Origin of the sequence: Roseimicrobium gellanilyticum (genome assembly GCF_003315205.1) — a bacterium.
In the GTDB taxonomy this organism is placed as follows: Bacteria; Verrucomicrobiota; Verrucomicrobiia; order Verrucomicrobiales; family Verrucomicrobiaceae; genus Roseimicrobium; species Roseimicrobium gellanilyticum.
On the sequence record NZ_QNRR01000009.1, the window covers coordinates 21,615 to 47,861 of the forward strand.

The following is a 26,247-nucleotide window of genomic DNA, read 5'->3' on the forward strand; positions in this document are numbered from 1 at the left end:
CACGCCTACTTCACGTCGAAGACCCACGCGCCATTCCAGTCTGGAGCGGGAGGATTGAGACGAAAAGCGTAGACGCGCTCAAGGAGAATCCTCGCAGGTGCATCATCATGATCCATGGCGAGGCACTCCCGCAGCGCCGTCTCCGCCGCATCCCAGTCCCGCGCCTGGTACGCGGCAAGGGCTGTGGCGGAGCGGCTGCAAAGCCCGAGCATCTTCTCCGGCACCTCACCGGCCAGACCGAGCAATTCGTAGATGCTGGTGGTTTCCGTCTTTCCTTTGACGATGATGGTGTCGATTTCACGAGCGACAATCGCATCACCGACTGCCGCGCGCGTGCTGCCACAGATGAGGATGTGAGTGCCGTAAAAGCGATTCACATGCTCAAGGCGCGAGGCCAGATTCACGGTGTCACCAATGACGGTGTAGCTGCGGGTATTCTCCGAGCCAATATTCCCCACCACCACCTCGCCCGTGCTGATGCCAACGCGAAGGTCGAGCTGTGGCAGATTCTTCCTCAGGCCGGTGACCTCGGGCAACATCGTTTGCAGACGTTCCACCGCGCGCCTCTGCTCAAGGGCAGCACGACAGGCGAGTAAAGCATCGCCCTGTTCGGTGGAGAAGGGTGGGCCCCAGAAGGCCATGACGGCATCACCCATGAACTTGTCGACAATGCCATGCTCATGCTGGATGGCCTCCGCCTGGAGTGTGAAGTGCCGGTTCAGGAGATTGACCACCCCCGCAGGCGTGAGTTGCTCCCCGATCGAGGTGAAGCCAGAGAGGTCGCAAAAGGACACCGACATCTCACGTCTCCCGCTCGCAGGCCCGGCTGATTCGGAAGTCAAGAGCACCTGCTTCAGGATGCGCGGATCGATGTATTTGCCGAACGTATTGCGCATCTGTTCCTTCTGACGGAGCTCGGCGATGAAGAAATTGAAGGAACGTGTCAGGGCTCCAATCTCATCCGCACTGGCCACGGGGAGCTGGATGGTGAGATCACCTTTCTCAACAGACTGAATGCCGCTCATGAGAGAGCGCACCGGCTTCACGAGTCTGCGTGTCACAAGGGCGGCCACCGTCAATCCCAGAAGTACCGAGGTGATGGTGGCAAGGAGTGTCGTCCACACGATCTTGACATGACGCTCGGCAGACTCACGCGTCGATGCCGCGATGACCGAACCCATGACGTTCTGCATTTCGCTGCGCTGCTTTTGCACCACGACCTGAAGTTCATCGAGCATGCCCAGAACATCTACGGCGCGGGCTTTCTCGCCCCCCTTGATGAGGTCAATCACCTCACGCTGACGCTTCGTGATGATGCTGTAACTGGATTCCACCTGATCCAGCAGGACGCTGATTTGCTGAAGTCTAAGCTGGTTGCTGGTCCCTGCCGGGGGCGCGGCCAGCATGCCTCGTGCCCGGACGATTTCCTCCGACACCGCCTGGTTGTACAAGTCGTAGTTCTTTGAAGCCTCGGCAATGGCCGCAGATCGATCCTGCCCAGAATCAAGTGCCGCATGCCAGCGCTCAAACGCAAGACGGCGACGCAATCCTGCCTCGTTCAAGTCTACCAAGGTCAGTCGCAGGGGAGCATAGTATCCCGCGATGATCTTCAAGTGACCATTCAACGCCGCTACCTGGTAAAGGAGGAACCCGACCAGCGAAATCATCAGGCACACGAGGATGAGCGCGAGACCGAAGATGCGTGAGGCAATGCTCTTGATGAATGGCATGCAGAGAAGGTCGGTACAGGATCACACGCCAGAATCTTGCGAGGCCGTGTGTTCGCTGATGTACGCCGTTTTTCTCCGTGTGCAATCGAGTCTGCTGGGAGTGGTCCTGCACGAACCTTTAGCGCCCCAACGCCTTCGGCCACCACCACACAAGGGCGGCGCAGGTGAAGAGGCAGGCGTCTTTGACGAGGCCACCGAAGGGGTCATGGAGCGCCTCGGGATTCGTACCGATGACCAGCACCATCAACACCAGCACGGCTAGTGTCGAAACAAGTGCGGCAGCGCGCTCCCAGATACCGCTCATGATGGCGATGCCCGCCACGACCATGGCCGCGCCCAGCCACCAAAGAGTCTCCTCGGGAGAGCCCACCCACCAGCCGCTGCGGCGCACCATCTCAAACTGGGTCGCGTTGGGGAAGAGCATCTTGGGCATCAGTCCCTCCCACACCCACACGAGGCCGATGCTCAGTCGGGCGGCGACTTTGATGCGGTGGAGGGCCTTCCATTCACCTGATGTGAGGTGATGCGTGGGCGCATCAGTGTCTGGGGCAGCATTCATGGCAGTGGCGGCTATGGCATTGGTGTTCATGTTCGTGACTCCGGTAGAGGTTAAAGGCGATGGCGGCTGGCGCGGACGGGCCTGGACATCCACACGTCCCGCAAACCCGGCGAGTAGTTGGCGCCGATGAAGCACGCGTGTTTGGCCCACTCGCCCGTAAGGGACATGAGGCTGTCGTCTTCGATGACGGCCTCCACCTCGCACTGTGGCCAGGGTTCATGCCAGATGCGGAAACAGCGCTTCCACCCCAGCCAGGTGGTGAAGGCTGTGTAACGCTCCATGAGGAACTCGGTGAGCGATCCGTGCTCCGCTGGACGGAAGTCCGGATGCAGCGGCAGTGCGGCCCGGTAGCGCAACACTCCTCCGCCACCGCTCTTGCCCTTCCTCCTGTGAGCAATCACGCTGCCACGTATTCTTCCGCGCTCATGATGATGCCGGTAGTCCAGCCTGCCCAATCGATACGGCAATCCGAAGACCGGCCGTCCCAGCAACACCGCGAGCTTGTTCGGCAACCACTCGGCCAGGAAGTAGATGCCGCTCTCACCGTGGTGCTTCACATAGGTGCGCACATTGAGAAAGCCGTGGGTGGCAATGGGCTTGAAGGCGAGTGCCGCGAGCTTCCCGCCGTGACGCGGTCGCATGCCACGCATGGTGAAGGCGACCAGGCTCACATAGGCCTTTCCGTCGCGTACATCGAGGGGGAAGGGGACGAAGGGTTGCAGTGCCTCCGGAGCAACTTCGTAGTGCAGCATGAGTGCGTGTTCCCAATCGGCGAAGAGGAAAGGTTCTCCTCTGCGCATATCCAGCAGGCGGCTGCGAGCCGCGGCGCTGGATGTTTCTGCGATTGATGGGTGATGGTGTATCAGGGGCGAACCCACCCCGTCGGGAGCAAGAATGCCCCCGCTCCTTGAGCTAGCGCCCGGTTCTGCATCGTCTGTGAGGCATCGCACTCCTTCAAGGAGTGGGGGCATTCCTGCCCCCATGCGCGCGTGACCGCCCAGCGGCCCGCCATCCTCCACGACAGCGCATATCTCTCCCCCCTCCTCCAATGCCCCAACCCCCGCTTTCATCGCGCTGGAGTGTTTCATGACCATCTTCTCCTTTCTCTTTCTTCTTCCTCAATCACTCACTCATTCATTGCTATTGCTCATTCCAAACCTCCGCCTACGCCGTCGCTGCGAGTGCATACACCACGGTCCATGCGCCATATCCGAGGAAGAACAGCCAGTGCAAAAAGGTCCGGCTCGGAATGCCACGCCAGTGCACCGGGCTGTAGTGGAGCCACTGCGCCGCGCAGCGGATGCCCCAGAATCCCGCCATGGCCCAGCACAGCCAGCGTGAGAGTTCCGTGGGCGCGTTTGCCATCTCATGCGCGAAGCGCCACGTGAGCACCGTCCAGATGGCCAGCGTGATCGTGATGAACCACGAGTGGATGATGAACACATCCCGCACCAGTGGCGACATGCGGTCAATGTCCGGCTTGAAGTTCAGGATGCGCCCGATGAACAGATTCGCGATCACCAGGGAGAACTGCGCCACGGCGACGATGCGAAGGAACAGTTCCAGATGCGTGCGGGCAAATTCGATGAGCGTGTTCATGGTGGGATGCGGTGTAGGTTCATTACTTGGCAAAGAGGTCGTGCAGCGCTTCGGGCAGTTCCGCATGGCGGAACTCGAAACCCTCCTGCGTAAGGCGTGCGGGAATGCCGCGCCGGCCGGTGAGTGCGAGTACCGGTTCCGTACGCAGGAAGAAGCAACCGATGGGTACGAGGAACGCGGGCATCGGCGGGCTCCAGGGGCGATGCAAGGTGCTGCGAAGCTCCCGCATGAACCCGGCATTCGTCACCGCTTCCGGTGCCGTCGCGTTGTACACGCCGCTCATGCGTTCGTCTTCGATCGCGCGCAGCCACAGTCGATTCATGTCCTCCACGTGGAGCCACGAGATGTACTGGCGTCCACTCCCGATCGCGCCTCCAAGGTAGCACTTCGTGAGGTTGGCCAGCATGCGGAGGGCGCCGCCTCCATTTCCCAGCACGAAGCTGATGCGGTAGATGACCTTGCGCGTATGAGGTGTGTTTTCCGCTTCGAACGCGCCCTCCCATTTCAAGCAGGTGTCCACCGGGATGCCTTCGCCGTGCGGCGCGTTCTCATCGCACACATGATCACCAGCATCACCATAGATGGCGAGTGAGCCAGCCTGCACCCATACCGCTGGCGGGAAACGGCAGGCGCGGACGGCCTCGCCGATGACCTTCACCGAATCCACGCGTGAGTCGTTGATTTCATCCAGCGCTGCCGTGGTGTAGCGGCAGTTCACATTCTTCCCGGTGAGATTCACCACGGCAGTGGCACCTTCCAGCTCAGCCGCCCAGGCTCCCAGGGTCCTGCCGTCCCAGTGGATGTATCTCGCAGGAACACCAGGCGGCAGAAGATGACGTGACAGGATGAAGACCTCGTAGCCTTCCCCAGCCAGATAGCGTGCCAGGGCGATTCCCAGGAATCCGCTGCCTCCGGCGATGATGACTTTTCCCTTGTGCATGACGATGGATGATTGGGTTTCGTGGTGTATCAGAAACAAATAGTGAGGTGCAGTGCCGCCATGGTGTAAATGGCGGTGAAGAAGACAAAGGCCGCAGTCAGCACGTGGTCACCCAACTTCATCCAGGCGTTCGTCAAATACGGCCCCGTCTCGAAGATGAAGAGTTGCACGAAAAGTCGGGCTCCCCAGAAGACTGCGGTGAAAGCCGCCAGCCCGCGTGCTACCGGCTCTCCCTTCACCATGGCATCCGCATGGAACAAGGTGAGCGTGCCGAGTCCGATGATGGTCAGCACGATGAACACGCCATACACCCAGAAGAGCGTGCGCAGGAAGGGGGGCAGCGGTTGCAGGTTGGTTTTCCAGTCCAGCACCTTCGGCACGAGCGCGCTGGCACAGAGGATGCCGAAGTGACCGATGCCGGCGAGCAGCAGTAGGTTTTCCAGATGGAGGAAGGTGTACACACTCATGGCAGGGCTCCGATGGCGTGGAAGAACGGAACCATGACGCCCTCCACGAAAGGCGGATGGAAGAGGAAGAAGGCCGGCACCGCCGTGAAGAGCACGGTGCGGATGTGCTTGATGATGGTGGGGAGCTTGCAGTAGCGCCGCTCCAGGATGAGTCCCGCGCCCTGCACCAGGAAGTAGGCGGTGGGCAATCCATACCCCGCACCCGCCGGCACACTGATGACCAGCTCATGCACCAGTCCCGAGATGGCGAAGACGAACCAAGTGGCCCCAGTCTCGCCGAAGCGACGCGCCACGGGGATGAAGAGTGTGCGGTGCGCGAGGTCGCGGAACGAGGTATTCCACCTCTGACCCCAGAACTCTGCCAGCGTGGTGGCAGCAAGAGGATTGCGCATGACCGGCTTCACCTTCAGGCCGAGCCCGCCCCAGAAGGCGGTCACGAGGTGGAACACACCGAAGTGCAGCAGGAAGATGAGCCCCACCATGCCTACCCATCCCGCAGCGAGCGGATGGGTGAAGAGTCTCGCCACACCCCAGAGCAGCGCTGCGCCAAAGAGGATGTTGCGCACGCCGTCCAACCAGAGTGTTCCCACTTCACGCTCTCCCGCGGCGTCCGCCTTCGTCCGTGCGGGCCACTTGCTCCAGCCGTTCAGGCTCATGCCCGGCCAGGCGAGCCACCATCCAGCGGTGAGTACGGCGTCTCTTCCGCCTTTCGGAGCGGGTGTCAGCATCCACATGGCCACCTTCCCAGTATAGAAGACCGCAGCCGCCAGCACCCACATGGTCACCCAGCGAGGCAGAGCTTCGGTGATGGCGGTTGTGGCGTTCATATCTGTAGTTTCGGTAAATAACGAAATTCCGTGGCAAATAAAAAGAGCGCTATGACCCCTGGCCTCCCAAACCCAGCAGCTTCACCGCCTTGTCCCCCATGCGGGCCACCTTCACCAGCGAACCGGTGGGAAGACGTTCAAGCTGGTTGGCGAAGGTCGTGGCCAGCTCGAAGAACTCCTTCATGGTCGTGAGTCGGGCACGCACATACTCCTCGCCCTTCTTCTCCTTGCCGGTGTCTTCCAGACAGTCCTCGATGAGCTTGAGCGTGGGATCCACCTCACGGCGGCGACGCTCGTTGGCGATGACGCGGAACATCTCGAAGACGTCCTTCATGCTCTCGAAGTGGTCCCGGCGATCGCCCGGCAGGTGCACCAGCTTCACAATCCCCCAGCCCTGCAGCTCGCGGAGCGAGACGCTGACATTCGACCGGGCCAGCTCCAGCGCCTCGCAGATTTCCTCCGCATTCAGCGGGCGCTCCGAGAGATACAGCAGCGCATGGATCTGCGCCATGGTCCGGTTGATGCCCCAGCGCACGCCCATCTCTCCCCAGTGGAGGATGAATTTGCGGGTGATGGGCGGCAGGTCCGTCATGTCAGTCTTTTCTGTTAAGACAGAAATAGCTGAAGAATGGGAAGGTGTCTAGGGAAAAGTGATTCCCAAAATGCATTCTTGCCTCGCCTCACTTCGGGACGTCGATGGTGATCTTCAAATCATCCACGGTGACGACCGTGCCTGACCTCAGGGCAAACTCCATGAGCAATTCCAAGGCACGGACATCCTTTTCCTCTCCGAAGGAAAACCGATGGTTCTTTGCAGCGTCCGAGCAGGTCACACGGTATCTCATGCCCGGCTTGGTCCACTGGATGTTGCCCAGGACAATCTCTTCCATGTATTTGGCAAGTTCCCCAGCAGTGGTGTCCTCGAAGTGAGCGGTGGGCACAATGACTCTGGGGAGGGTGTGAGCCCCTTGAACCGACCGCAGCAGCACCCCGGCGCTGGTAGAAGGACTCGATGGAGTTTCGGCTCTGATGCCGAGTGAAGTCAGTGCGAATGCCAGGCAAAGCAGCGACCTTATCCTTGAGCTTTGAAGACGTGTCATGACATGGACTCCCAATGCGAATCTCGACTGACCACACCCACCCACTGAGGGACTGACCGCACACGGAGTGTGCGGACCACCAGGGCTTACTGCCCCGGAGCCGGTGCAGGGTAGTAGTTCGGATCGATCTCGTCCTGGCTCTTCTCCTTGCCACCGACGAAAGGCACCCACTTCAAGGGCTTCTTCACCGCTTCGGCGGTGGCGCTGGCCGTGTTGTTCATGGCGCGAGTGGTCTTCTTCAGGATGGTATTCTCCTGCTTCTCCTTCTCCGCCTTTTCCGCCAGGTAGGCATTGGGCTGGGAAGTGGGCGCCGCTACCGGCCGTGCTGGGCGCCAAGTATTCGAGTACGGGTCAAACTCCTGGCCACCACCGGTGTAGGCAGGCGGCGTGGCAGCGGAGGACGACGAGCCGAAACCAAGGTTAAAGCCGGACGTGCCGCACGAGGTGAGGGCCATCGCGGCGACGGCACAGAACAGGGCGGAGGTGGATTTCTTCACGGTCATGGTAAGGGGCGGAGAAGCTAGAGGGGGACGAAAGGAATGACAAGCGACGTTCTTAGTCCGGCGTCGACAGCTCCCGGATGGCCTGGCCAATCTCCTCACGGGCATGTTCTACGACGTCGTTGTGGTGGCTTTTGTTCATTTCCACATAGCGCACCTCCTTGGGGAACCGGTCGCGCAGGACGTGGGACATGCGCACGGGAATCACTTCATCATGAGTGCCATGGAAGATGCGCACCTCGGCATTTCCCCGGCTCGTGATGGAGTCCAGACGCGCCACATTGTCGAATCGGTGCATGTTGATGTAACAAAGCGGCCAGCCCAGAACGTGCCTGCCCATATCCGTGAGGGAGGTGAAGGGGGCGCAGAGCACGGCGCGGTGCAGGTGCACGCTATCCGCCATGATGAGGGCGGCCGCGCAACCAATGGAGTGGCCGAAGACACCGCTGTGAGCGCGGAACTCCTCCTCCGTCCATCCAAACTCAGCCCGCATCTTCTCCGCCACCGCCACCGCATTCTCTTGGATGCGCTTCGGGTTGGGCTTGCCCTGACACAGGCCGTATCCCGGGTAATCCACGAAGACATAGCCCAGCTTTCTGTCCCAGAAGGGTGGCTGGTCTGCGTAGTCGAGGGAGAGTGACCCATTGCCGCCATAGATGAACCAGACGAATGGCGGCGCCTGTTTGGTCCCGACGATACCTTCGGGTGGCAAGTAGAAAGCGGTCTGTTTCCCCTGGGAGGTGGTGTACTCCAGCTTCTTTCCACCCTCCGCCTCAAAGACCTCGACCTGCGTCGTGTCGTATGGGCGCGGGTAGTAGATGATCTTCGACTGGCAGGAGAGGAGAAACACGACACAGGTGAGCAGCGCAATGGTCAACATCCGACCGAGCGACTTGAGGGCTTTGATCATGAGGTGGGAGACGTGTGAAAATCCAGCCGGGCTACGAACGGGCGGAGTATAAGTGTTACAGAGACAACGTTTTCGGCTTCCCGTTGCCATTTTTCCTGCCTGCTTCCATGCTGGATGACCTGCACCCCACCCTGGCCGCCTGGTTCCGCGGGCGCTTCGGCAGGCTCACGCATGCACAAGAGGTGACGCTGCCCCACGTACTGGCCGGACGCTCCGTGTTGCTCTCTTCCCCCACCGGCACAGGAAAAACCCTCGCCGGATTCCTCGGCGTGCTGGACCACCTGGTGCGCTTGCTGGAAAACGGTCCCCTGCCCCATGGCATCCACGCGGTCTATGTCTCGCCGCTGCGCGCCCTGACCTATGACATGCAGAAGAACCTGCTCCTCCCGCTGCAGGAAATGGGCTTGGAGAGTCAGGTACGCATTGGTCTGAGAAACAGCGACACCACGGCCAGTGAGCGCACGAAGCAGAAAAAGCATCCACCCCATCTGCTGCTCACCACGCCGGAGAGCCTCTCCATTTTGCTGCCGCAGGAAGGCCATCGTGAGGCGCTGCAATCCTGCCGATTTGTGATCGTGGATGAACTGCACGCCATTGCGGAGAACAAGCGTGGCTCCCACCTCACGCTCTCCCTGGAGCGGCTGGAGGAACTCACGGGTAAAGGAAAGCCGCTGGTGCGCATCGGACTCAGCGCCACGGCAGCGCCTTTGAAGGAACTGGGCCACCTGCTCTGCGGTGTGGGCAGGAAGTGCGAAATCGCCGAGGGCCGCATCGAGCGGAAGCGACGCGTGGAAGTGCTCTCACCACTGAAGCGCAATCCCTACCCGCCTGCGGGGTGGACGGCGGGTCGCGTCATGGAGGACCTCGCGCGCCTCGTGAAGCAGAAGCGCAGCGTCATCATCTTCTGCAACACGCGTAGCGGCACGGAGAACATCTCGCTGCGACTCAAACAATCACTGCCAGAGCTCGCGGCAGTGATCGAGACACATCATGCCTCGCTGGATCGCGACGTGCGTCTGGAGGTGGAGGACAGGCTGAAGGCCGGGGAACTCCGCGCCGTGGTATGCAGCACCAGCTTGGAGTTGGGCATCGATATCGGCGCGGTGGATTGCGTGGTGATGATCTCCACGCCCAAGGGGATCAGCCGCGCTCTCCAACGCATCGGGCGCAGTGGGCACAGCATTCATGAGGAAAGCCACGGCGTGCTGGTGGCCACGAATGTGAATGATCTTATGGAGTGCGTGGTCTGCGCGGAGATGACGCGCAAGGCGCAACTGGATGACGTGCGGATCATGGACTCGCCAGGTGATGTGCTCGCGCAACACCTCGTGGGTCTCGGCATGGAGAAGAAGCACACGCGGGACGATGCCTTCGCGATGGTGCGGAAGGCGTGGCCGTATCGCGAGCTCACACGTGAGACTTTCGAGAAAATCCTGCGCTACGTGATGGGCGGCGGTCGCAGCCTGGAAACGCAGTACCGCGAGACCTTCGGCAAGGTCATCGAAGGTGAGGATGGCATCCTTCGCACGCCAAGCAAGAAGGTGGAGCGCGACTACCTCGTGAACATCGGCACCATCGCCAGCGAAGGCGCGGTACGTGTGTATCTCGGCACGCGACGCATCGGCGAGGTGGAGGAGAACTTCGTAAAGGGTCTGAAGATAGGAGACATCTTCGTGCTCTCTGGTCGCACGCTGAAACTCATCGAGACCGGCATCATGGAGATCCACGTGGAGGCTGCGGATGGACGCCTGCCCACCGTGCCGAGCTGGAATGCGAACAAGATGCCGCTCGCCAGTGGCCTTGCGAATCAAGTGACGAAGCTGCGCACTCAGCTCTCCGACCTTTTCAAGAAGGATGAATCGGTGGAAGCCATCAATGACTGGCTCGTGGAGAACTTCAGCATCTCCAGCGTGAATGCGGATGCCATCGTGAAGCACTGCAAAAACCAGTTCCGCTTCTCACGCATGTCCACGGAGAAGCTCTTCCTCATTGAGGTGTATCATGAGCCGAGTGAAGAACCGGAACTGGACAAGGAAGGCCGCCGCATGACCGCCGCCGCGAAACGCTCGCGCATGCAGAGCGAGGCAAACATCCAGGTCTTCTTCCATTCTCTCATCGGTCGCTCGGCGAATGACGCGCTGTCACGCGTGATCAGCCATCGGCTCAATGAAGCCGTGGGCGGCAATGCCTTGGTGACCATCGATGACTACGGCTTCCTCCTCACGTTGCGACCGTTTCAAAAACTTGGCCTCGAAGATTGGCGCGAACTCTTCCATCCGGAGAACACGGCGCAAGACCTCCGTACCGCCTTGAAGGAAAGCGCGCTGGTGAAGTGGCAATTCCGCGGCGTGGCGCAGACAGGACTCATGGTCCCGCGCAATCTCCCCGGTGCCGAGCGCAAGCTGAAGCAACTCCGGTGGAGCTCGGAGATTCTCTTCAAAGTCCTCTCCGCCCACGAGCCGGATCACGTTCTGCTGGAGCAGGCTTACCGCGAAGCCGAGCATGTCTTCCTCGATCTGCCACGCGCGCAGGATTTTTTAAGCCGCGTGCAAAAGATGGAGTGGGATCTCATCGAGGTGCCCGTGGTCACACCGTTCTCGTTTGGCATCTACGCCAGCAAGATCAAAGAAGGCATGATGCTGGAAGACCCCGAGGAGGCGATTGAGCGATTGTGGAAGGAATTTGAGCGGGCGGATTTGCTGGCGGGGAAGGGGCAGAAGTGAGCAAGGCGATTGTTAAAGAGGCGAAATGTCCCAGTGCGCCTCGTATTCCGAAGTTTGCTCCCGGAGGGAGCACGGATGGTAGCCGGTCGGTGGAGGGAGCCTGAGCGACCGCAACCACCGGATCTTCGGGAAAGCTATGATGGCGTCCCGGAGGGTACGCCGGAAGGTGTGGCAGAGTGAGAGAGCGTTCATTGGCCAAGCCACGCCTTCCGCCGTCCCATCCGGGACGGGTCATCTTTTCCGCACACTGATCCGGTGGTTACGCTCGTCTAGACTCGCTCCACCAACCGGCTACCATCCGCTGTCCCTTCGGGACAAACATCCGCAGGCACTCATGAGAACCTTCACTCGCTTATCCAGCACGGCATGCCTGGCTCTCGGGGGAATCATGATGCTGCTGCCCGCATGCCGCGACACTTCTCAACCCCACGCGCCTCTCACCCGCGAAGCCTATATCTGGCAGCAGCAATGGCGCGATCCCGTGGAAGCGGCGGCTGCGACCGCCAGCAGGGAACTCGACAGCCTCGCCGTGCTGGCGGCGGTGATTCGATTTCCCAAAGGCTCCATCGCCCCGCAGACACAATACGTCGAGGTGCCATGGCAACGACTCAAGGAACACGGCAAGCCAATCGCGGTGGTGGTGCGACTGGGCACGCCTACCCCTAGCTTCGATGTGGGACATGCCGAGCACGAGACAGGTGCTTTGCGCACTGCCATCCACGCCACGCTGGAAATGCTCTCTACCGCGGGTCTTTCACCTTCAGAAATCCAGGTGGACTTCGACTGCCCGGAAAAGAAGCTGGCTGCGTATGCCCAAGTAATGCGCGACCTTCGCGCGCAGTGGCCGAAGGAGAAATGGTCCATCACCTCCCTGCCTTCCTGGCTGGGAGCGAAAGGTTTCAAGGAACTGGTGCAGACCACAGGCAGCTACATTCTGCAAGTGCACTCACTGAAACTCCCGCCTCCGGGACGCGCGGCGACGCTGTGTGATGAGCAACGCTCGCTCCATTGGGCGAAGCAGGCGGACAAGGTTGGTGTGCCCTTCCGCATCGCCCTGCCCACGTATCGCAGTGAGGTGCTCTATGATGCCGGTGGCAAGCTTTTGGATGTGATCTCCGAAGACCTCCCACAGGACAAAACCATACGTGCCGCCTCACGCTCCGTGGCCGTTGCGGATCCCGCTGCGATGGCCCGGCTGGTAAAACAATGGACTGCCGAGCCGCCGGAGCATCTCACCGGATTGATCTGGTTCCGCGTGCCGGTGGAAGGCGACCGGCGAAACTGGTCCATGCCTGCTTTCCTGAAGGTCCTCCAAGGCGAAGCGCCCGCACCGAAACTTGAGCCGGTGGTGGAGCTCGACCCTTCCGGCATTTGGAAAATCTCCATCCGCCAGACTGGTGATGGAATGGCACTGTGGCCGCTTCAGGTGACGGTCCGTCTCGCGTCAGGCGCGGTGGTGGAGAGCACGGATGCACGTCCCGAGTATGCGGCAGGCACCGCGCCCAACGGTGTGACCTTCCAGCTCACCCGTGACGCACGCGCTCGTGTGCCGGAAATGCCGGCGGGGGATCCACTCTATGTGGGCTGGGTTCGTGGCGGCTCCAGCAAGCCGGAAGTTTCGCTGACGACAGCCACTGTTTCCGAGATGCTGGGGCAGTAGGTTTGTTCGCCAGTGTGACGTTAGTCCCGTCACTTATTTACAATTGTTTTTCTCGCGGGATTATCGAACAAGCCCATCGTTTCGCCGTCTGTCATGCTCACGCACAGACAACCATCATGAACTCTCCCATGCGACTGCTTGGCGCTGGTCTCGGTATCGGGACCCTCGCCGGCATTTCCGCCATCCTGGCCTGCGGGCCTTTCATTTCCGAGGACTACCTCGGTGGACCTTCCCTGGCGCCTTTCCGCGCTCCCGTGGCCGATGTCGCCGCCGAATTGAAGCGGCTGGCCCAATGGTCACGCGAAGCCTTTCCTGACGCCGATCTCGCCCCCTTGCCCCTGCCACCGGATGCGGCTGGACGTCACCAGTACTTCCGCACGCTGGAGCATTCCTTCAGCACCACACTCGAGGTGGAGACCCGTGAACTCGGTGAGCTCGCGAACATGGACGCTCCTGACCTGGAAAAGTGGAAAGACGCCCGCAAGGCCCTGCTCCCATTTGTAGGCGTAGCGCTTTCCATTGGCGCCACCGACCCTGCCACGAAGGATCCACAGGCCGAAGGCGCCATCAAGGCCATCACCTTTCCAAACGCACCGGAGGCGTTCTCGCTGTATGTGGAGGGTGCGCGGCGCTTCGCGCTCGGCGAGAACAAGGAGGCCCGCGGCGCTTGGGAAACAATCATCGCGCTCCCCACGGAACAGCGCAAACCCCGTGCCGTGTGGGCGGCCTACATGATTGCCCGCAGTCACGAAACGGAAGAAGCCTGGAAGGATGCCCGCGCGGCGTACCGACTGACCCGCAAGCTGGTGCGTGAAGGCTGCAGCGACCCCCTTGGACTTGGCATCGCGTCCTTCCGTCGTGAGGCGGACTGCGCCACCGCCTCGGAGGATGAGGAAAGCGCCGCGCGCCTGCGCCTGGCGTGGCTCGCCTGCGGAGATGAAGCCGCCGTGCAGGTCATTCGCACGAACATGGAGCTGCCTCCTCCAGCCATGGATGAGGTGGCGGTGGAAAAGGCCGCCAGGCAACCCGTGCGCCGTGTGCTCATCTCCATGGCCCTGCTGGAGCGTGACTTCATGGGCGAGGATCCTTCCTCTGCCAACCCGGATGAGAGTACCAAGGCGTGGCTCGAAGCACTGGAGAAGCATTTGCATGACGCACCGCTGCTTCATGCGGAGCGCCTCTCATGGGCCGCCTACTCCCAGGGGGACTTTGATCGGGCGCGCCGCTGGCTGAAGCTCGCGGATGCGAAGGAATCCATGACCCAGTGGTTGCAGGGCAAGTTCGCCCTCATGGAGGGCCGCAAGGACGATGCCACCCGGCACTTCGCCTCGGCGAAGCCTGCCTTCACGCCGAAGACCAATGCCGTCATCATCTGGCGCAGGACCGCAGACCCTGACGCCTACATTCACTCTCCCGTGACGGAAGGGATGGAGATACAGCCCTGCCAGTTCCTGGCGGATGCCGCCACGGCGAAGCTGGCCGCGGGTCAGTTCATTCCCGCGATGCAGGGATATCTCGACGCGGGATCATGGCGCGATGCGGCTTACATCGCGGAACGTCTCCTGAGCCGCGAGGAGCTGCTCACCTATGTGCGCCGTCACACCAACGACCGTGAGTGGACTCCAAAAGCGCCGGCGAATGCTCAAGAACGCGCAGAGAACGAAGAGTACGGCATTGTTGGGTTTGGATCCATCCAGGCCCACCTGCGGTACCTCGCCGCGCGTCGTCTCGCGAGAGAGCGCTACTTCAAGGATGCGGCTCTGCTCTTCCCACCTGCGTTGCGTGGTCCCTTCCAGGAGTACACTGCTGCCTGGCGCAAGGGGCATGACGGCAACCTCCCGCGCAAGGAGCGGGCCGGTGCGCTCTGGACGGCCGCGAAGCTGCATCGGAAATACGGCATGGAATTTTTCGGCTTCGTGAATGATCCCGATCACCAGGAGAACGGCGGCAACTTCCAGGTGAACCACGTGGCCGCGTCCCGCACGCGCGGCTCCTATGTGGTGGAAACGGAGGCCGGTGAGTTCAAGGACTACTGGCAGTGGATGAATCGCTGGGCGGATCCTGCCGCCATGCAAGGCAAGCGCGACCAGAATGCCGCCTTGGGCCTGCCCGCGCCTGATGCCATCTTCCCCAAGGTGAGCAGCAACGAACGCTGGAGGCTCGCGAAGTATGGCGTGGCTCCGATCGAGAAGCGTTTCCACTACCGCTACACCGCCGCCGATCTCGCCTGGAAAGCTGCCGCCCTCATGCCGGACAACGACGAGCAAACCGCCGAAGTCCTGCGCACCGCCGGCCTGTGGCTGGCCAATCGCGACCCGAAAGCCGCGGATAAGTTCTACCAATCGCTGGTGAGCCGAAATGCTGCCATCCCCATCGGCCAGAAGGCGGATAAGTTGAGGTGGTTTCCGCAGAGGTAGGTATCCTCCAATCGTGGATTCACCCCAAGCGATCCCTGCGCCTTGTAAACTCAATTGAATGCATGAAAAAGACCTGTCTGCTGGTCGGCCTCGCTGTTGCCATTGGTTTTTGGATTGGGATGCCGTTGTCCATTGGACAGAACAAGGGAGGGACGGGCCGACTATCTCAAAAAGATCGAGTGTTGAGGTCGCTGAAGGATTTCCGGAAACTGTCAGAAGGGATGACCCAGGAACAGTTTGAAAATGTTCGCAGCATTGAACAGCTGTACGCCCTTCTATATGCAGATGATCCGAAGTTCACTATGATGGCTGGCGGTGGAAGTGCATGGCACTACGTGGATGAGCACGCTGGCACAAAATACAGTTATCTTGTTTACCCCTACTCCAGGGGAAGAAAACTCACGGACTCCATCTACATCGCCACCCCCTGTTCCATTGATGGGGTAAGGCTGGTCCTCAACCATGCTTTGAAGATTGAGGAAGTTAATGAATCGACGTTTCACTTCCGAGTATACAGTCAAAGCAAATGAGCCTCCGCGCACTCAATGTTCTTGGCTGATTCTTCCCAGAATCCACCGAACTCGCGGCCCTCACACCTTCTTCTCCTTCCACTTTCCTTTCCTGAAGAGCACCGCGCTCCACAACGTGAGCACGCCGAAGGAGAGGGGCACAGAGATGTACACGCCGAGCGCGCCAAGCTTCAGCGTCACCGCAAGCACATAGGCCAAAGGAATTTGGCCGAGCCAGAAGCAGAAGAAGTTCAGGCGGGTGGGGGTCCAGGTGTCGCCGGAGCCGTTGAAGGCGCCTTCAAAACACATGCCGGCGGCGTAGAAGGGGAAGGCGAGGGAGACGATCCACAAGGAGCGCGTGGCCTCATGGAGCACGTCTGGCTCGGCCGTGAATATGGCTGCGAGCGGATGGGCAAAGGCCACGTACAGTACGCCAATCACACCAAGGAAGATGGTGTTCCACTTCACCGCGATCCACACAGCCGCCTCCGCACGGTCCGGTCGCTCGGCGCCGAGGTTCTGCCCCACCAGGGTGGAGCCCGCATTGGCAATGCCCCACGCCGGCAGCAGCATGAACATGATCAGACGCAAGGCGATGGTGTAACCCGCCAGCGCAGCCTCGTGGAACATGGCGAGGATTTTGTAGAGGCCCACCCAACTCGTGGTGCTGATGAGCAATTGCGCGATGCCATTCTTTGAAGTGCTGAGGATGGTATGCAGCACCTCACGCGCTGGGCGAAGATGATACAGATGCACATGGATGCGGCTGTGATGGCCCAGCAAATGCCAGAGCTGGTAGAGCACGCCGATGCCACGGCCGATGTTCGTGGCCACCGCAGCGCCGGTCACGCCCATCTCGGGGAAGGGTCCCCAGCCGAATACGAAACACGGCCCCAGCGCCATGTTGATCACATTCGCGAGGATCAAGGTGCGCATCGCGATCACGGCATCCCCCGCGCCACGGAAGATGGCATTGATGAGGAAGATCATGAAGACGGTGATATTCCCACCCAGCATGATGCGGATGAAAGGCGTGCCCATCTCCACCACGGCGTCGCTCTGGCTCATGAGCCGCAGGATGTCCTCTCCAAAGTAGCCCAGCACCACGCCCATGCCGGAGGCCACCAGTGTGCCCAGCACCACGATCTGCCCCGCAGCCTGCGAAGCGCGCTCGGGATCCTTTTCCCCAATGCGCCGCGACACAATGGCGGACGCGGCAAAGCACATGCCGATGGCCACCGCATACACGAGGCTCATCACCGACTCGGTGATGCCTACAACAGCGACTGCATTCTTCCCCAGATGCGAGACCCAGAAGATGTCCGTGATCGCAAACAACGACTCCATGAACATCTCCAGCACCATGGGCACGGAGAGCAGGAAGACGGCTCGATTGAGAGATTCAGCGGTGTAGTCATGCTCCTCGCCCCGCAGCGACTGAACAATGCTCCGCCACAGGGAGGGCTTTTCCATTCACCTCAGCATAGTCGGAAATTGCGAGTGCGAAAGCGGGATGGTGGAAACAGTGCGCAGGTGTGCAGGCTTCGCGTTCCATGACAGATTCGAGGCGCTTGCAGTGGTCATGGATGTTACAGGTGCCCGCGTGATGCATTGAGTTTTACTTGTAGCGCCAGCGCGTTCATGTAGTGCTCTCGCGCATGGATTCCCCGACCCTCCCGCACCGTTGCTGGACTGAACTCAGTGCTGATGCGCTCCGGCACAATGCTGCCGTGGCGCGGGAGCAGGGAGGCGCGGAGATCATGGCCGTGGTGAAGGCCAATGCCTATGGTCACGGCGCAGTCTGGGCGGCGCGCATCCTGCAGGACCGCGTGGCCATGTTTGGCGTGGCGAATCTGCAGGAGGCCCAGGAGTTGCGCCTCGCGGGCATCGAGAAGCCCTCGTTCCTGCTGAGCCCCTGTCTCCCGGAAGAGTGGGAGCCTGCGGTGCGCATGGGCTGCCACATCTCCGTGAGCTCACTACAGGAGGCCATCGCGCTGGATCGCCTCGCACAACGCACCGGAGTGAGGGCGCTCCTGCATGCCGTGGTGGATACCGGGATGGGCCGCATTGGCTTCCTGGAGGAGGCATGGGATGAATCCTCCATCGCCGCGCTGAGCTCGCTGAAGTTCGTTTCGTGGGAAGGCATCAACACGCACCTCCCTTCGGCAGATGAAGACGCGGCCTTCACGCGCGCACAGCTCGCCCGTTTCCGCCAGGCGGTGGAGAAGGCTCGCGCCATGGGCTTGCGCCCGAAATGGATTCACTCCTCGAACAGCGCGGGCCTGCTGGGCTATGAAGAACAGCGCGGCTGGTGCACTCTCACGCGTCCGGGCCTGATGCTCTATGGCATCTCACCTCTTCCCGAGGAGCAGTCCCGTCTGAAACCCGTGCTCACCTGGAAAACCCGCGTCACGCAGGTGCGCGAACTCCCGGCCGGGCACGGTGTGAGCTATGGATGCACCTACATCACCGAGCGTCCCACACGCGTGGCCACCCTGGCCTGTGGCTATGCGGATGGGTACCCCCGGCAGGTCTCTGGTCATGGCGCACAGGTGCTCATCGGCAGCACGCTGTGCCCGCTGCTGGGCCGGGTGACCATGGATCAGATCATGGTCGATGTCACCGCGCGCAGCGATGCCAAGCCGGGTGATGAAGTCATTCTCATCGGCGCCCATGGCACGAGCAAGATCACCGCAACGGAAGTCGCCGCCTGGGCGGAAACCATCGAGTGGCACGTGTTCACCGGCATCGGGCCGAGGGTGCCACGGGTGGGGTAGGGGCGCCTGTGGTGGTCCCAAGTGGTCCGCACACTCCGTGTGCGGGTCAGGGCTCACCAACGGGATAGAAGGTCAAATATCCCAATGCTGGAGAAGTCCCTGAGAAATCGGGAGAAGTATCTCGACCCTTGGGAAGGAACAGCGCTCCTTGTGCTGCATGAGAGAACGTACGCTTCTTGCGAGTCGCGCCACCCTGACCGCACACGGAGTGTGCGGACCACCATGGGTGCGGACCACCTCGCTACCTACTTCCCCACGCCTGCCAGCTTGCGTGCGTAAGCCAGGGTATCGATCTCGGCAGGGGTCTTGTCCGTGCGGATGGCCTTGATGCGAGGAAAGCGCAAGGCGAGGCCGCTGTCATGCCGCTGGCTGGGCTGGATGGAATCAAACGCAATCTCCAGCACCACATTCGGTGTCACGGTACGGACACTGCCGCGCTGACTGAGGGTGTGTTCTTTGAAATGCTCCGTGAGTGTTTCGATTTCCACATCAGTGAGGCCGGAGTAGGCCTTGCCGATGACCTTGAGCGCGCCAGTGTTTTCCTCACGCACGGCAAAGGTGTAGTCGCTGAGCACATGGCTGCGCTTGCCATGGCCCTGCTCCGCCTTCACCACCACCACATCCAGCGTGGAGAAGGCTTTTTTCAACTTCAGCCAGGTCTTCCCACGTCGGCCCGGCGTGTAGAGGCTGTGGCGGTCCTTGGCAATCAGGCCCTCGTTTCCATTGCGCCGTGCGGCGTGAAAGGCGTCTTCCACCTCTTCCGGAGAGCCCGCCTCGGTTACAGCGATGCGGCGTAGCAGCCTGGGCATCTTCAACGCCTCCAGGTGCTGCCGCCTGGCCGCAAGTGTCTCATGGAGCAGGCCTTCGCCATTCTTCCAAAGGAGGTCGAAGGCGATGTATCGCACTGTGATGTCTGATGATACAAACAAGTCGCCCTGATCACGGCGGCCCAGGCGCTTCTGCAAATCATGGAAGGTGAGCTTCTTGTTTTCCGAGAACGCAATCAGCTCGCCATCGAGGATGACCTCCTCCTTCAGATCACCCGCGGACTGCACAATCTCCGGGAACTGGTCGGTGAAGTCCTTCAGGTCGCGGGTGAAAATCTTCACTCCGTCCTTCGAGCGATGCAGTTGGGCGCGGATGCCATCAAACTTGTCTTCAAGCCACACCCTGGGTGGGCCTTCCTTGGATGCGCTTCCATTCTTTGTCGGGAGCGCTTCTTCATCGTCCTTCGCATGCGCTCCGTCGCCACAGATGCGCTCCCAGATATCCTCCGCCGTTTCCTCCGGACTGGCGAGCATGACCTTGATGGGGATGAAGAGCGTGGGCTGCGCCTCGTGAAGCGCATCCCTCGAGGCCAGCACCGCAGCACGACCAATGTCGCCGGAAAGCATCGCGGCCTCGCGCAGGGCATCCGCGTCCACGTTGAACGCCTTCGCCACGGCTTCCTCCACGAGTCCTTCTCGTGAGCCCACACGCAACTCGCCCGTGAGGAGCCGCACCAGGAAACTACCCTCCAGCGCCGGCATGCCTGCGAGCGCCTGCTGCAGCACCATGGCCTTTTCATTCGGACCACGCGCCGCGCGCAGATTCCGGAAGATGGTCGCGACACCGGCGATGGAGATGGCATTTCCATCCGCAGCCACTCCCGGTCTGCGTTGAAGGACAAGATACGCCGTGCGCCCCGTGTCTGCCTGCTGCCGTGAGATGGCGCGGTATTCCTGCTCCCGAAGCTGGCTTGCCTGCAGGAGGGCACGCCGGATGATGGACCAGCCGACCTGCAGGGGTCCTGTCTGAGCTGCGGGATCATCCAGCAAGCCCGAGAACCATCGCGCGGCGGTGGCAAGATTCTCCTCTCTCAGGGCCGCGAGGCATGTCGCGAGGTGCTCCTGCTTCTTCAGGCGCGAGGAGTCCGCCGCCACCCGCTCACACGTGCGACACCAGCTGGCGAAGGCCTCGGGAGCGAGCACCTTGTCCCGCAAGTCCGCGTCCGTGGTTTCCGGCACAGACGTGGCGGCCGTCGCTCTTGGGGATGCAGGGACGAAGTCCGCGGCGAGCCCCAGCTCCATCTGGTCATCCGAAACGAGGGACCATGCCTCCCAGCCACGCTGCCGCAGGTCGCGGGCAAACTCGCTCGTGTACCCGTGCACGGTGTACACGACCTTGGGCTTCACCTCTTCCACACAGCGGATGAGTTCCGGGTAGTCCGCGTGATCGCTCAGGGGGAAGACTTCATCCACCTGGTAGCGGTACTTCGCACCCGGCGTGAGGGCCCAGCCACTGAGCATCGCAGTGCGGCAGACTTTCAGGCGGCGGACGGCCTGTGATCGGGCGGCACTTGGCGGCAGCACCAGCACGTGGCCATGCGCCCGTGCCGCATCGAATTTCTCATACTCGGGAAACTCATGTCCGGGATGCAGGTCACGATAAACGGAGGTCATCTTCAGGATGGACTCGTGCAGCATCACGGGCACGCCCGCCTGGTGCAGGGCGGAGATGATTTCCTGCGCCTTCCCCAAGGAGTAGCCCAGCAGCACGGGAATACCACCATCCTCCAGTGTCTCCCGCACGAAACGCAGCATCTGGTCCAGAATCTTTTCCATCGGGGGAAACTGGAACTGCGGCAGGCCAAAAGTGGTCTCCAGGATGAGGGTATCCGCCGACAGCAGCTCCGCAGGTTCGGCGGTGAGCCCCTGCCGCAGCTTGAAGTCACCGGTGTAGAGGAGGCTGGCCCCATCCGAAAGCCGGGTGAGATGCAGCATGGCGGAGCCGTAGATGTGCCCCGCTGGCACGAGCCGGATGGCATAGCCGCCCTCCTCCACCACTTCTCCGTAGGCAGGCGAAATGGCCTCCCGACCCCGGAAAGCCCCGTACCGCCGCTCAATCAGGGTGCGGGTCACGGGGGAGCAGATGGTCTGCGCATGCCGGGCGAAGTGGTCGCTGTGTGCGTGCGAGACGAAGGCCCGCCCCTTCTGGAAGGGCGGGTCCAGCCACAGGTCCGGCTCCGGCAAGTAGATGCCGTCCGCGTAGTGGACCGTGATGTGAGCAGGCGAGGACACGAGCGCGAGGGTCAAAAGGGTCTGAGACTCAATACGCTTCCTCACAAGGATCGCCACGGCGGAGCGCAGCGGTTTTGCGTCTCGATTTCCCCATGGAGTCCGTTGACATCCTCCCACCCTCTCCCTATTCTCCGCCGTTTATGACTCTCCGCCGTCTTGTCTTATCCTCCCGTCTGATCTTGACTGCGGGCATGGTGTCACTGCTCGCAGCGTGCTCCACCACACCGAAGACCGAGACCGGAGCCAAAATCACGAAGGTGAACCCTTACTGGCTCGCGGACATCAGCGAGCCCATCCGTGCACAGGACCCCTCCATCCTGCATGAGCGCAACGCCCTGCTCCATGGCGCCATCTCCAATGACGAGCGCACTGCCCGCCAGGGGAACTACTTCACCATCTTCTGGGAACTGGCCGATCGCCAGCCCGTCACCGTGCGCCTGGAGTACCGTCAGGCCAATAGCGGCCTGAAGGTGAAGACCATAGAGCAGGAAGTCACGGAGCTGAAGAAGCACAACGTGACCAAGTTCTCCTTCATCGGCGAAGACTACGTCACCAACGGTCGTGTGACCTCCTGGCGCGCCAGCCTGGTGCGAGGCAAACAGACACTTGCTGACTATAAGAGTTATCTCTGGGAGTAATTTCCCTTCTGAAGCGCGTGCTTTCACCGGCACGCGCTTTTTCGTGTCCTCAACTGTTTGCGTGACAGACACGTAACAGTACTTAGATTATTGGCTATATTCTTCTGAATGCATACCCACGTGCCAGCTCATCACCTCCGATGTGGCGCTGCGGCTTCCCGAAAATCTTGGGTAGCCCGACAGGCCATCGGTGGCGCATGCGCGTGAAGTAGGCAAAAAACATCCCCCGCTTCTCCACCCCTTCCGCCCGCCCACCGTCATGACTGCTCCCGCCCCCATCCTAGTAGGACAAGTAGGACCTTTTTTCTGGCTGCGCGTGGAGGGCAAGGGCTCTTTCCAGAACAGCGTGCAGGTGAAACGCTGCTTCCAGACGATGATCGACAAGGGCGAGCGTCATTTTGTTGTCGACCTTGAGCGTTGTCCCATCATGGACAGCACCTTCCTGGGCACCCTCACCGGCGCTGCGATGAATCTCCGTGAGAAAGGCGAAGGCGAAGTGTCCGTGGTGAACGTGAACACCCGCAACCAGCAGCTGCTCTGCAGCCTGGGCCTGGACCACATCCTCGACGTGGACACCGATGGCACCAAGCACTCCGCCGAACGTCGCGAAGTCTGCGCCGAACTCGGCACCTGCACCGAACCCGCCTCCTCCAGCAAGCAAGAACAGGCCGAGCACGTGCTCGAAGCCCACGAGGCCCTCACCAAGGCGAATGACAAGAACGCCAGCCGCTTCAAGGACGTGATCGACTTCCTCGAGAAGGAAGTCCGCGCGCATGCGGCGGTGTGAGGGGCCGACCTTCTGCTAGAAGAAGACCAGAGGCGCTTCAACGGAAAAGGAATCTATTGCGGTGGCATCATGCCCGGAAATGGAGGTATGAGCAGTGTACACCCGGGTACGAGTGTGGGCTACCATCCCGGATGCGGAACTCGCGTTCCACACTCCTCTTCGTTGATCGCCCTGAAGGGGCGGAGGAACCCAGCCCAGGGTTAAGGAGCCTTGGCGACTGACACCCTGGGTGGTGACGAAAAATGGATGCCACCCTGAAAGGGTGGAGGAGAGTGTGCCACTCGCTGGAAATGCAGGCCGACACACCCTCCACCCCATGGTATGCTGGTGCGCACTGCTCGCGGTCCAAATGCCTCTGCGAATCTCAACCACGATTCTTTTGCTCGTGCTCTTCACGGGCTGTTCACGCAGGTCGGTGTTTTGGGAAGACGGAGCGTATCGAGTGTATTCACGGCCCTCCTCTGACGAGGTTATCATGGGCTATCACATGGGAGGCGGTGCCGTGCTCGGGCTCAGCGACCCGACTGTGACCGCAGCAGGATCGGATGCCCGCTTTGTCACGTTCAAATGCGAGTCCAACACAGGTCCGGTTCGCTTCTATTACATCGAAAAAAAGCCGGGTGAAGAGGGCGAAGTATCAGGGCCGTTTTCAGCGGATGAGTATGCCCAGGTAGAGAATGCAAAAATGCTTCCTCCCCACAGCTGGACGGCGAGGCCGTAAGACTCGCCGTGCTATCTTTCGATTTGCTCCGTGAAGTGGAGTAGCCTCCCTTGAGGGGCCGCGACACCGCTTCGAGCGGAGCAAAGCTGAGTGCAAGATAACGCACCGTTGCTGCAGGCCATTTGGAATGCTGGATCCCGCATGCGGGACAGCTTTTGGGAGCAGAGCTTGCTCTGCGTGAAGCCATGCACGGGCCTGCCACTTCTTGGGAACGTTGAGCCAGGGGTAGCTTCACGGCAGCAAGCTGCCTGCGGAAAGCTGTCCCGCATGCGGGATCCAGCACTCCAAATCAGACCACGCCAGCTTCTTTCACATGGAAGGTGGCGAAGAGTTCCACCGCTCCGTTCAAAGCGGTGTCGCGGCCTCAAGGGAGGCCTGTGCCACCGCACTCCACGACGCAAAGCGAGATGGCACGCCTTTGAGGCACGACAGGCTTTACCAATAGGATGACCTGATACACCCTAATACCTCCGCAACACCGTATCCTGTGGTGGCTTGGTGGCATCCACATTGGGATAGTCCAAAGTATAGTGCAGCCCGCGGCTTTCATGGCGGCGCACGGCGCAGTCCACAATCAAGGAAGCGCACTCCACGAGGTTGCGCAGCTCCAGCACTTCCGCCGTGACGCGGTAGTGCCAGTAGAACTCCTGCACTTCTCGTTTCAGATTCCGCAGACGAGCGGCAGCACGCTGCAGGCGCTTCGAGGTGCGCACGATGCTGACGTAGTCCCACATGAGGCGGCGGATTTCATCCCAGTTATGGTAGATGACCACGAGTTCATCGATGCTCTGGGCATCGCCGCTCTGCCACGCTGGAATCTCATACTCCTGCAACTCCTCACGCCCCATGGGCAGCTTGTGCAGGAGGAAATCCACGGCGCGATGACCGAGCACGAAACACTCCAGCAGCGAGTTGCTCGCCAGGCGATTCGCCCCATGCAGACCGGTGCAGCCCACTTCACCCACGGCGCAGAGGCCGCGCAGGCTGGTGGCGCCATTCACATCCGTGCGCACACCACCGCACTGGTAGTGCGCGGCAGGCACCACGGGGATGGGTTCCTTGGTGATGTCGATGCCCACATCCAGGCACGCTTTGTGGATGTTCGGAAAATGCGCGATGATGAAGTCCGCTGGCTTGCTGGTGATGTCCAGGTACACGCAGGGACCGCCGGTGCGCTTGATCTCATGGTCAATCGCGCGCGCCACAATGTCGCGAGGCGCGAGTGACCCGCGTGGATCATAGCGGTGCATGAATTCCTTTCCATCCTTCCCTACGAGCACCGCGCCCTCACCACGCATGGCCTCGGTGATGAGGAACGAGCGCTTCTGTGGATGGTACAGGCACGTGGGGTGGAACTGGATGAACTCCATGTTCGCCACCTGTGCACCCGCGCGCCAGGCAATGGCCACGCCGTCACCGGTGGCCACGCGAGGATTGGTGGTGTATTGATACACCCTCCCACACCCTCCGGTGGCCAGGATGATGCGGTCGCTGCGCATGGCCACCACGTCGCCGCTGGTTTCATTCAGCACGTAGACACCAATGACGCGGTCCTCCGAGACAAAGCCGAGCTTCGCCGTGGTGATGAGGTCGATGGCATAGTGATTCTCCAGCAGCGTGATGTTCGGCTCCGCTTTCGCGGCAGCCACGAGCTTGTCCGAGATTTCCTTTCCGGTGGCATCGTGATGATGCAGCACACGGCGGCGCGTGTGGCCACCCTCACGGGTCAGGTCAAACTCCAGCGTGCCATTCACTTCGCGCCGGTCGAACTGCACACCGAGCGCGATGAGCTCCGCCATGCGCGCCGGTCCTTCGCTCGCGATGGTGCGCACGACATCTTCTTTGCACAGGCCCGCGCCGGCGATGAGCGTGTCCTGCACATGCTGGTCGATGGAGTCCTCCTCGCTCTGCACACAGGCCACGCCACCCTGAGCCCAGGCGGAATTGGAATCCTCCGCGCTCTTTTTGGTGACCACGGCGACCTTGCCGTGTTTGGCGGCCCTCAACGCCGCAGTGAGCCCGGCAGCCCCGCTGCCCACGACAATGAAGTCGTATTCGTGCATCCAACGATTTCGTTGCGGACTTGCATAGATGCAAGTGGTGGGGTGGAAAAGGTGAGGGGCGACGCGTTTAGAAAACAGCGCTAGGGAAAAGAAGGAATCACGCGCGCGGCAACCTGCAAGCGGGGGACAGGAATGTCCCCGTTCCTTGGAGAGTGGCGCGCACCATCTCAAGGAGTGGGGGCATTCCTGCTCCCATTCCGCGTGGTGTGCCGCGAGAGCCTGAGTTTCCAGGCTGCTGCCTCTGCGCTCCCGGAGGGAGCA

21 protein-coding genes are annotated in these 26,247 nt (G+C 61.1%); 7 read left to right on the forward strand and 14 right to left on the reverse strand.

What is annotated here, in order from left to right; genetic code table 11:
- Positions 1-5: 5 nt before the first annotated feature.
- From DES53_RS22075 to DES53_RS22125, 11 genes are all read right to left on the reverse strand, one after another.
- A complete protein-coding gene (locus tag DES53_RS22075) occupies positions 6-1,730 on the reverse strand; it encodes an adenylate/guanylate cyclase domain-containing protein (protein WP_113960497.1) in 1,725 nt (574 codons plus the stop codon).
- Positions 1,731-1,848: 118 nt separating this feature from the next.
- Entirely contained in the window at positions 1,849-2,319 is a 471-nt protein-coding gene (locus tag DES53_RS22080; RefSeq protein ID WP_113960498.1) for a DoxX-like family protein, read from the reverse strand.
- Positions 2,320-2,339: 20 nt separating this feature from the next.
- Positions 2,340-3,383, reverse strand: coding sequence for a DUF2071 domain-containing protein (locus DES53_RS22085; protein ID WP_113960499.1), 1,044 nt, complete (start codon positions 3,381-3,383; stop codon positions 2,340-2,342).
- Between the two features lie 70 nt (positions 3,384-3,453).
- Positions 3,454-3,888, reverse strand: coding sequence for a hypothetical protein (locus tag DES53_RS22090; protein ID WP_113960500.1), 435 nt, complete (start codon positions 3,886-3,888; stop codon positions 3,454-3,456).
- Positions 3,889-3,910: 22 nt separating this feature from the next.
- A complete protein-coding gene (locus DES53_RS22095) occupies positions 3,911-4,828 on the reverse strand; it encodes a TIGR01777 family oxidoreductase (RefSeq protein WP_113960501.1) in 918 nt (305 codons plus the stop codon).
- A gap of 29 nt (positions 4,829-4,857) precedes the next feature.
- On the reverse strand, positions 4,858-5,295 hold the full coding sequence (locus DES53_RS22100; RefSeq protein ID WP_113960502.1) for a hypothetical protein: 438 nt from the start codon (positions 5,293-5,295) through the stop codon (positions 4,858-4,860).
- On the reverse strand, positions 5,292-6,122 hold the full coding sequence (locus DES53_RS22105) for a wax synthase family protein (RefSeq protein WP_113960503.1): 831 nt from the start codon (positions 6,120-6,122) through the stop codon (positions 5,292-5,294). Before DES53_RS22105 ends, DES53_RS22100 begins: the two co-directional genes overlap by 4 nt.
- Before the next feature lie 49 nt (positions 6,123-6,171).
- The gene (locus DES53_RS22110; RefSeq protein ID WP_113960504.1) at positions 6,172-6,714 is read right to left on the reverse strand and encodes a GbsR/MarR family transcriptional regulator; all 543 of its coding nucleotides are present in this window, start codon (positions 6,712-6,714) and stop codon (positions 6,172-6,174) included.
- An 88-nt stretch (positions 6,715-6,802) separates the two neighbouring features.
- The gene (locus DES53_RS22115; protein WP_113960505.1) at positions 6,803-7,063 is read right to left on the reverse strand and encodes a hypothetical protein; all 261 of its coding nucleotides are present in this window, start codon (positions 7,061-7,063) and stop codon (positions 6,803-6,805) included.
- A 245-nt stretch (positions 7,064-7,308) separates the two neighbouring features.
- Positions 7,309-7,725, reverse strand: coding sequence for a hypothetical protein (locus tag DES53_RS22120; protein ID WP_113960506.1), 417 nt, complete (start codon positions 7,723-7,725; stop codon positions 7,309-7,311).
- A gap of 52 nt (positions 7,726-7,777) precedes the next feature.
- On the reverse strand, positions 7,778-8,632 hold the full coding sequence (locus DES53_RS22125) for an alpha/beta hydrolase (RefSeq protein ID WP_113960507.1): 855 nt from the start codon (positions 8,630-8,632) through the stop codon (positions 7,778-7,780).
- 107 nt (positions 8,633-8,739) lie between these two features.
- Here DES53_RS22125 and DES53_RS22130 point away from each other — a divergent pair, with 107 nt between their 5' ends.
- From DES53_RS22130 to DES53_RS22145, 4 genes are all read left to right on the forward strand, one after another.
- A complete protein-coding gene (locus tag DES53_RS22130) occupies positions 8,740-11,355 on the forward strand; it encodes a DEAD/DEAH box helicase (protein ID WP_113960508.1) in 2,616 nt (871 codons plus the stop codon).
- Positions 11,356-11,689: 334 nt separating this feature from the next.
- Complete coding sequence (locus DES53_RS22135) at positions 11,690-13,015, forward strand: DUF3142 domain-containing protein (RefSeq protein WP_211325643.1); 1,326 nt, start codon at positions 11,690-11,692, stop codon at positions 13,013-13,015.
- A 116-nt stretch (positions 13,016-13,131) separates the two neighbouring features.
- Positions 13,132-15,432, forward strand: a complete 2,301-nt coding sequence (locus tag DES53_RS22140) for a hypothetical protein (RefSeq protein ID WP_113960510.1) — start codon at positions 13,132-13,134, stop codon at positions 15,430-15,432.
- A gap of 62 nt (positions 15,433-15,494) precedes the next feature.
- Positions 15,495-15,962 (forward strand): hypothetical protein, encoded by a 468-nt coding sequence (locus DES53_RS22145; protein WP_113960511.1) that lies wholly within the window; start codon positions 15,495-15,497, stop codon positions 15,960-15,962.
- 60 nt (positions 15,963-16,022) lie between these two features.
- Here the strand turns inward: DES53_RS22145 and DES53_RS22150 are convergent, their stop codons facing one another.
- Positions 16,023-17,414: an MATE family efflux transporter gene (locus tag DES53_RS22150; protein ID WP_113960512.1), complete on the reverse strand. Its 1,392-nt coding sequence runs from the start codon at positions 17,412-17,414 to the stop codon at positions 16,023-16,025.
- Positions 17,415-17,599: 185 nt separating this feature from the next.
- Between DES53_RS22150 and alr the strand changes: the two genes are divergently transcribed.
- Entirely contained in the window at positions 17,600-18,718 is a 1,119-nt protein-coding gene (alr, locus tag DES53_RS22155; protein WP_113960513.1) for an alanine racemase, read from the forward strand.
- Positions 18,719-18,963: 245 nt separating this feature from the next.
- On the opposite strand, the gene DES53_RS22160 is transcribed toward alr, so the two are convergent.
- A complete protein-coding gene (locus tag DES53_RS22160; protein ID WP_211325644.1) occupies positions 18,964-21,777 on the reverse strand; it encodes an ATP-dependent DNA ligase in 2,814 nt (937 codons plus the stop codon).
- A 140-nt stretch (positions 21,778-21,917) separates the two neighbouring features.
- Between DES53_RS22160 and DES53_RS22165 the strand changes: the two genes are divergently transcribed.
- Both DES53_RS22165 and DES53_RS22170 read left to right on the forward strand, forming a co-directional pair.
- Positions 21,918-22,415, forward strand: coding sequence for a hypothetical protein (locus DES53_RS22165; RefSeq protein ID WP_147263547.1), 498 nt, complete (start codon positions 21,918-21,920; stop codon positions 22,413-22,415).
- Positions 22,416-22,674: 259 nt separating this feature from the next.
- Positions 22,675-23,202 (forward strand): STAS domain-containing protein, encoded by a 528-nt coding sequence (locus DES53_RS22170; RefSeq protein WP_147263548.1) that lies wholly within the window; start codon positions 22,675-22,677, stop codon positions 23,200-23,202.
- Positions 23,203-24,384: 1,182 nt separating this feature from the next.
- Here the strand turns inward: DES53_RS22170 and nadB are convergent.
- Complete coding sequence (nadB, locus tag DES53_RS22180) at positions 24,385-25,986, reverse strand: L-aspartate oxidase (RefSeq protein ID WP_113960517.1); 1,602 nt, start codon at positions 25,984-25,986, stop codon at positions 24,385-24,387.
- Positions 25,987-26,247: the final 261 nt, after the last annotated feature.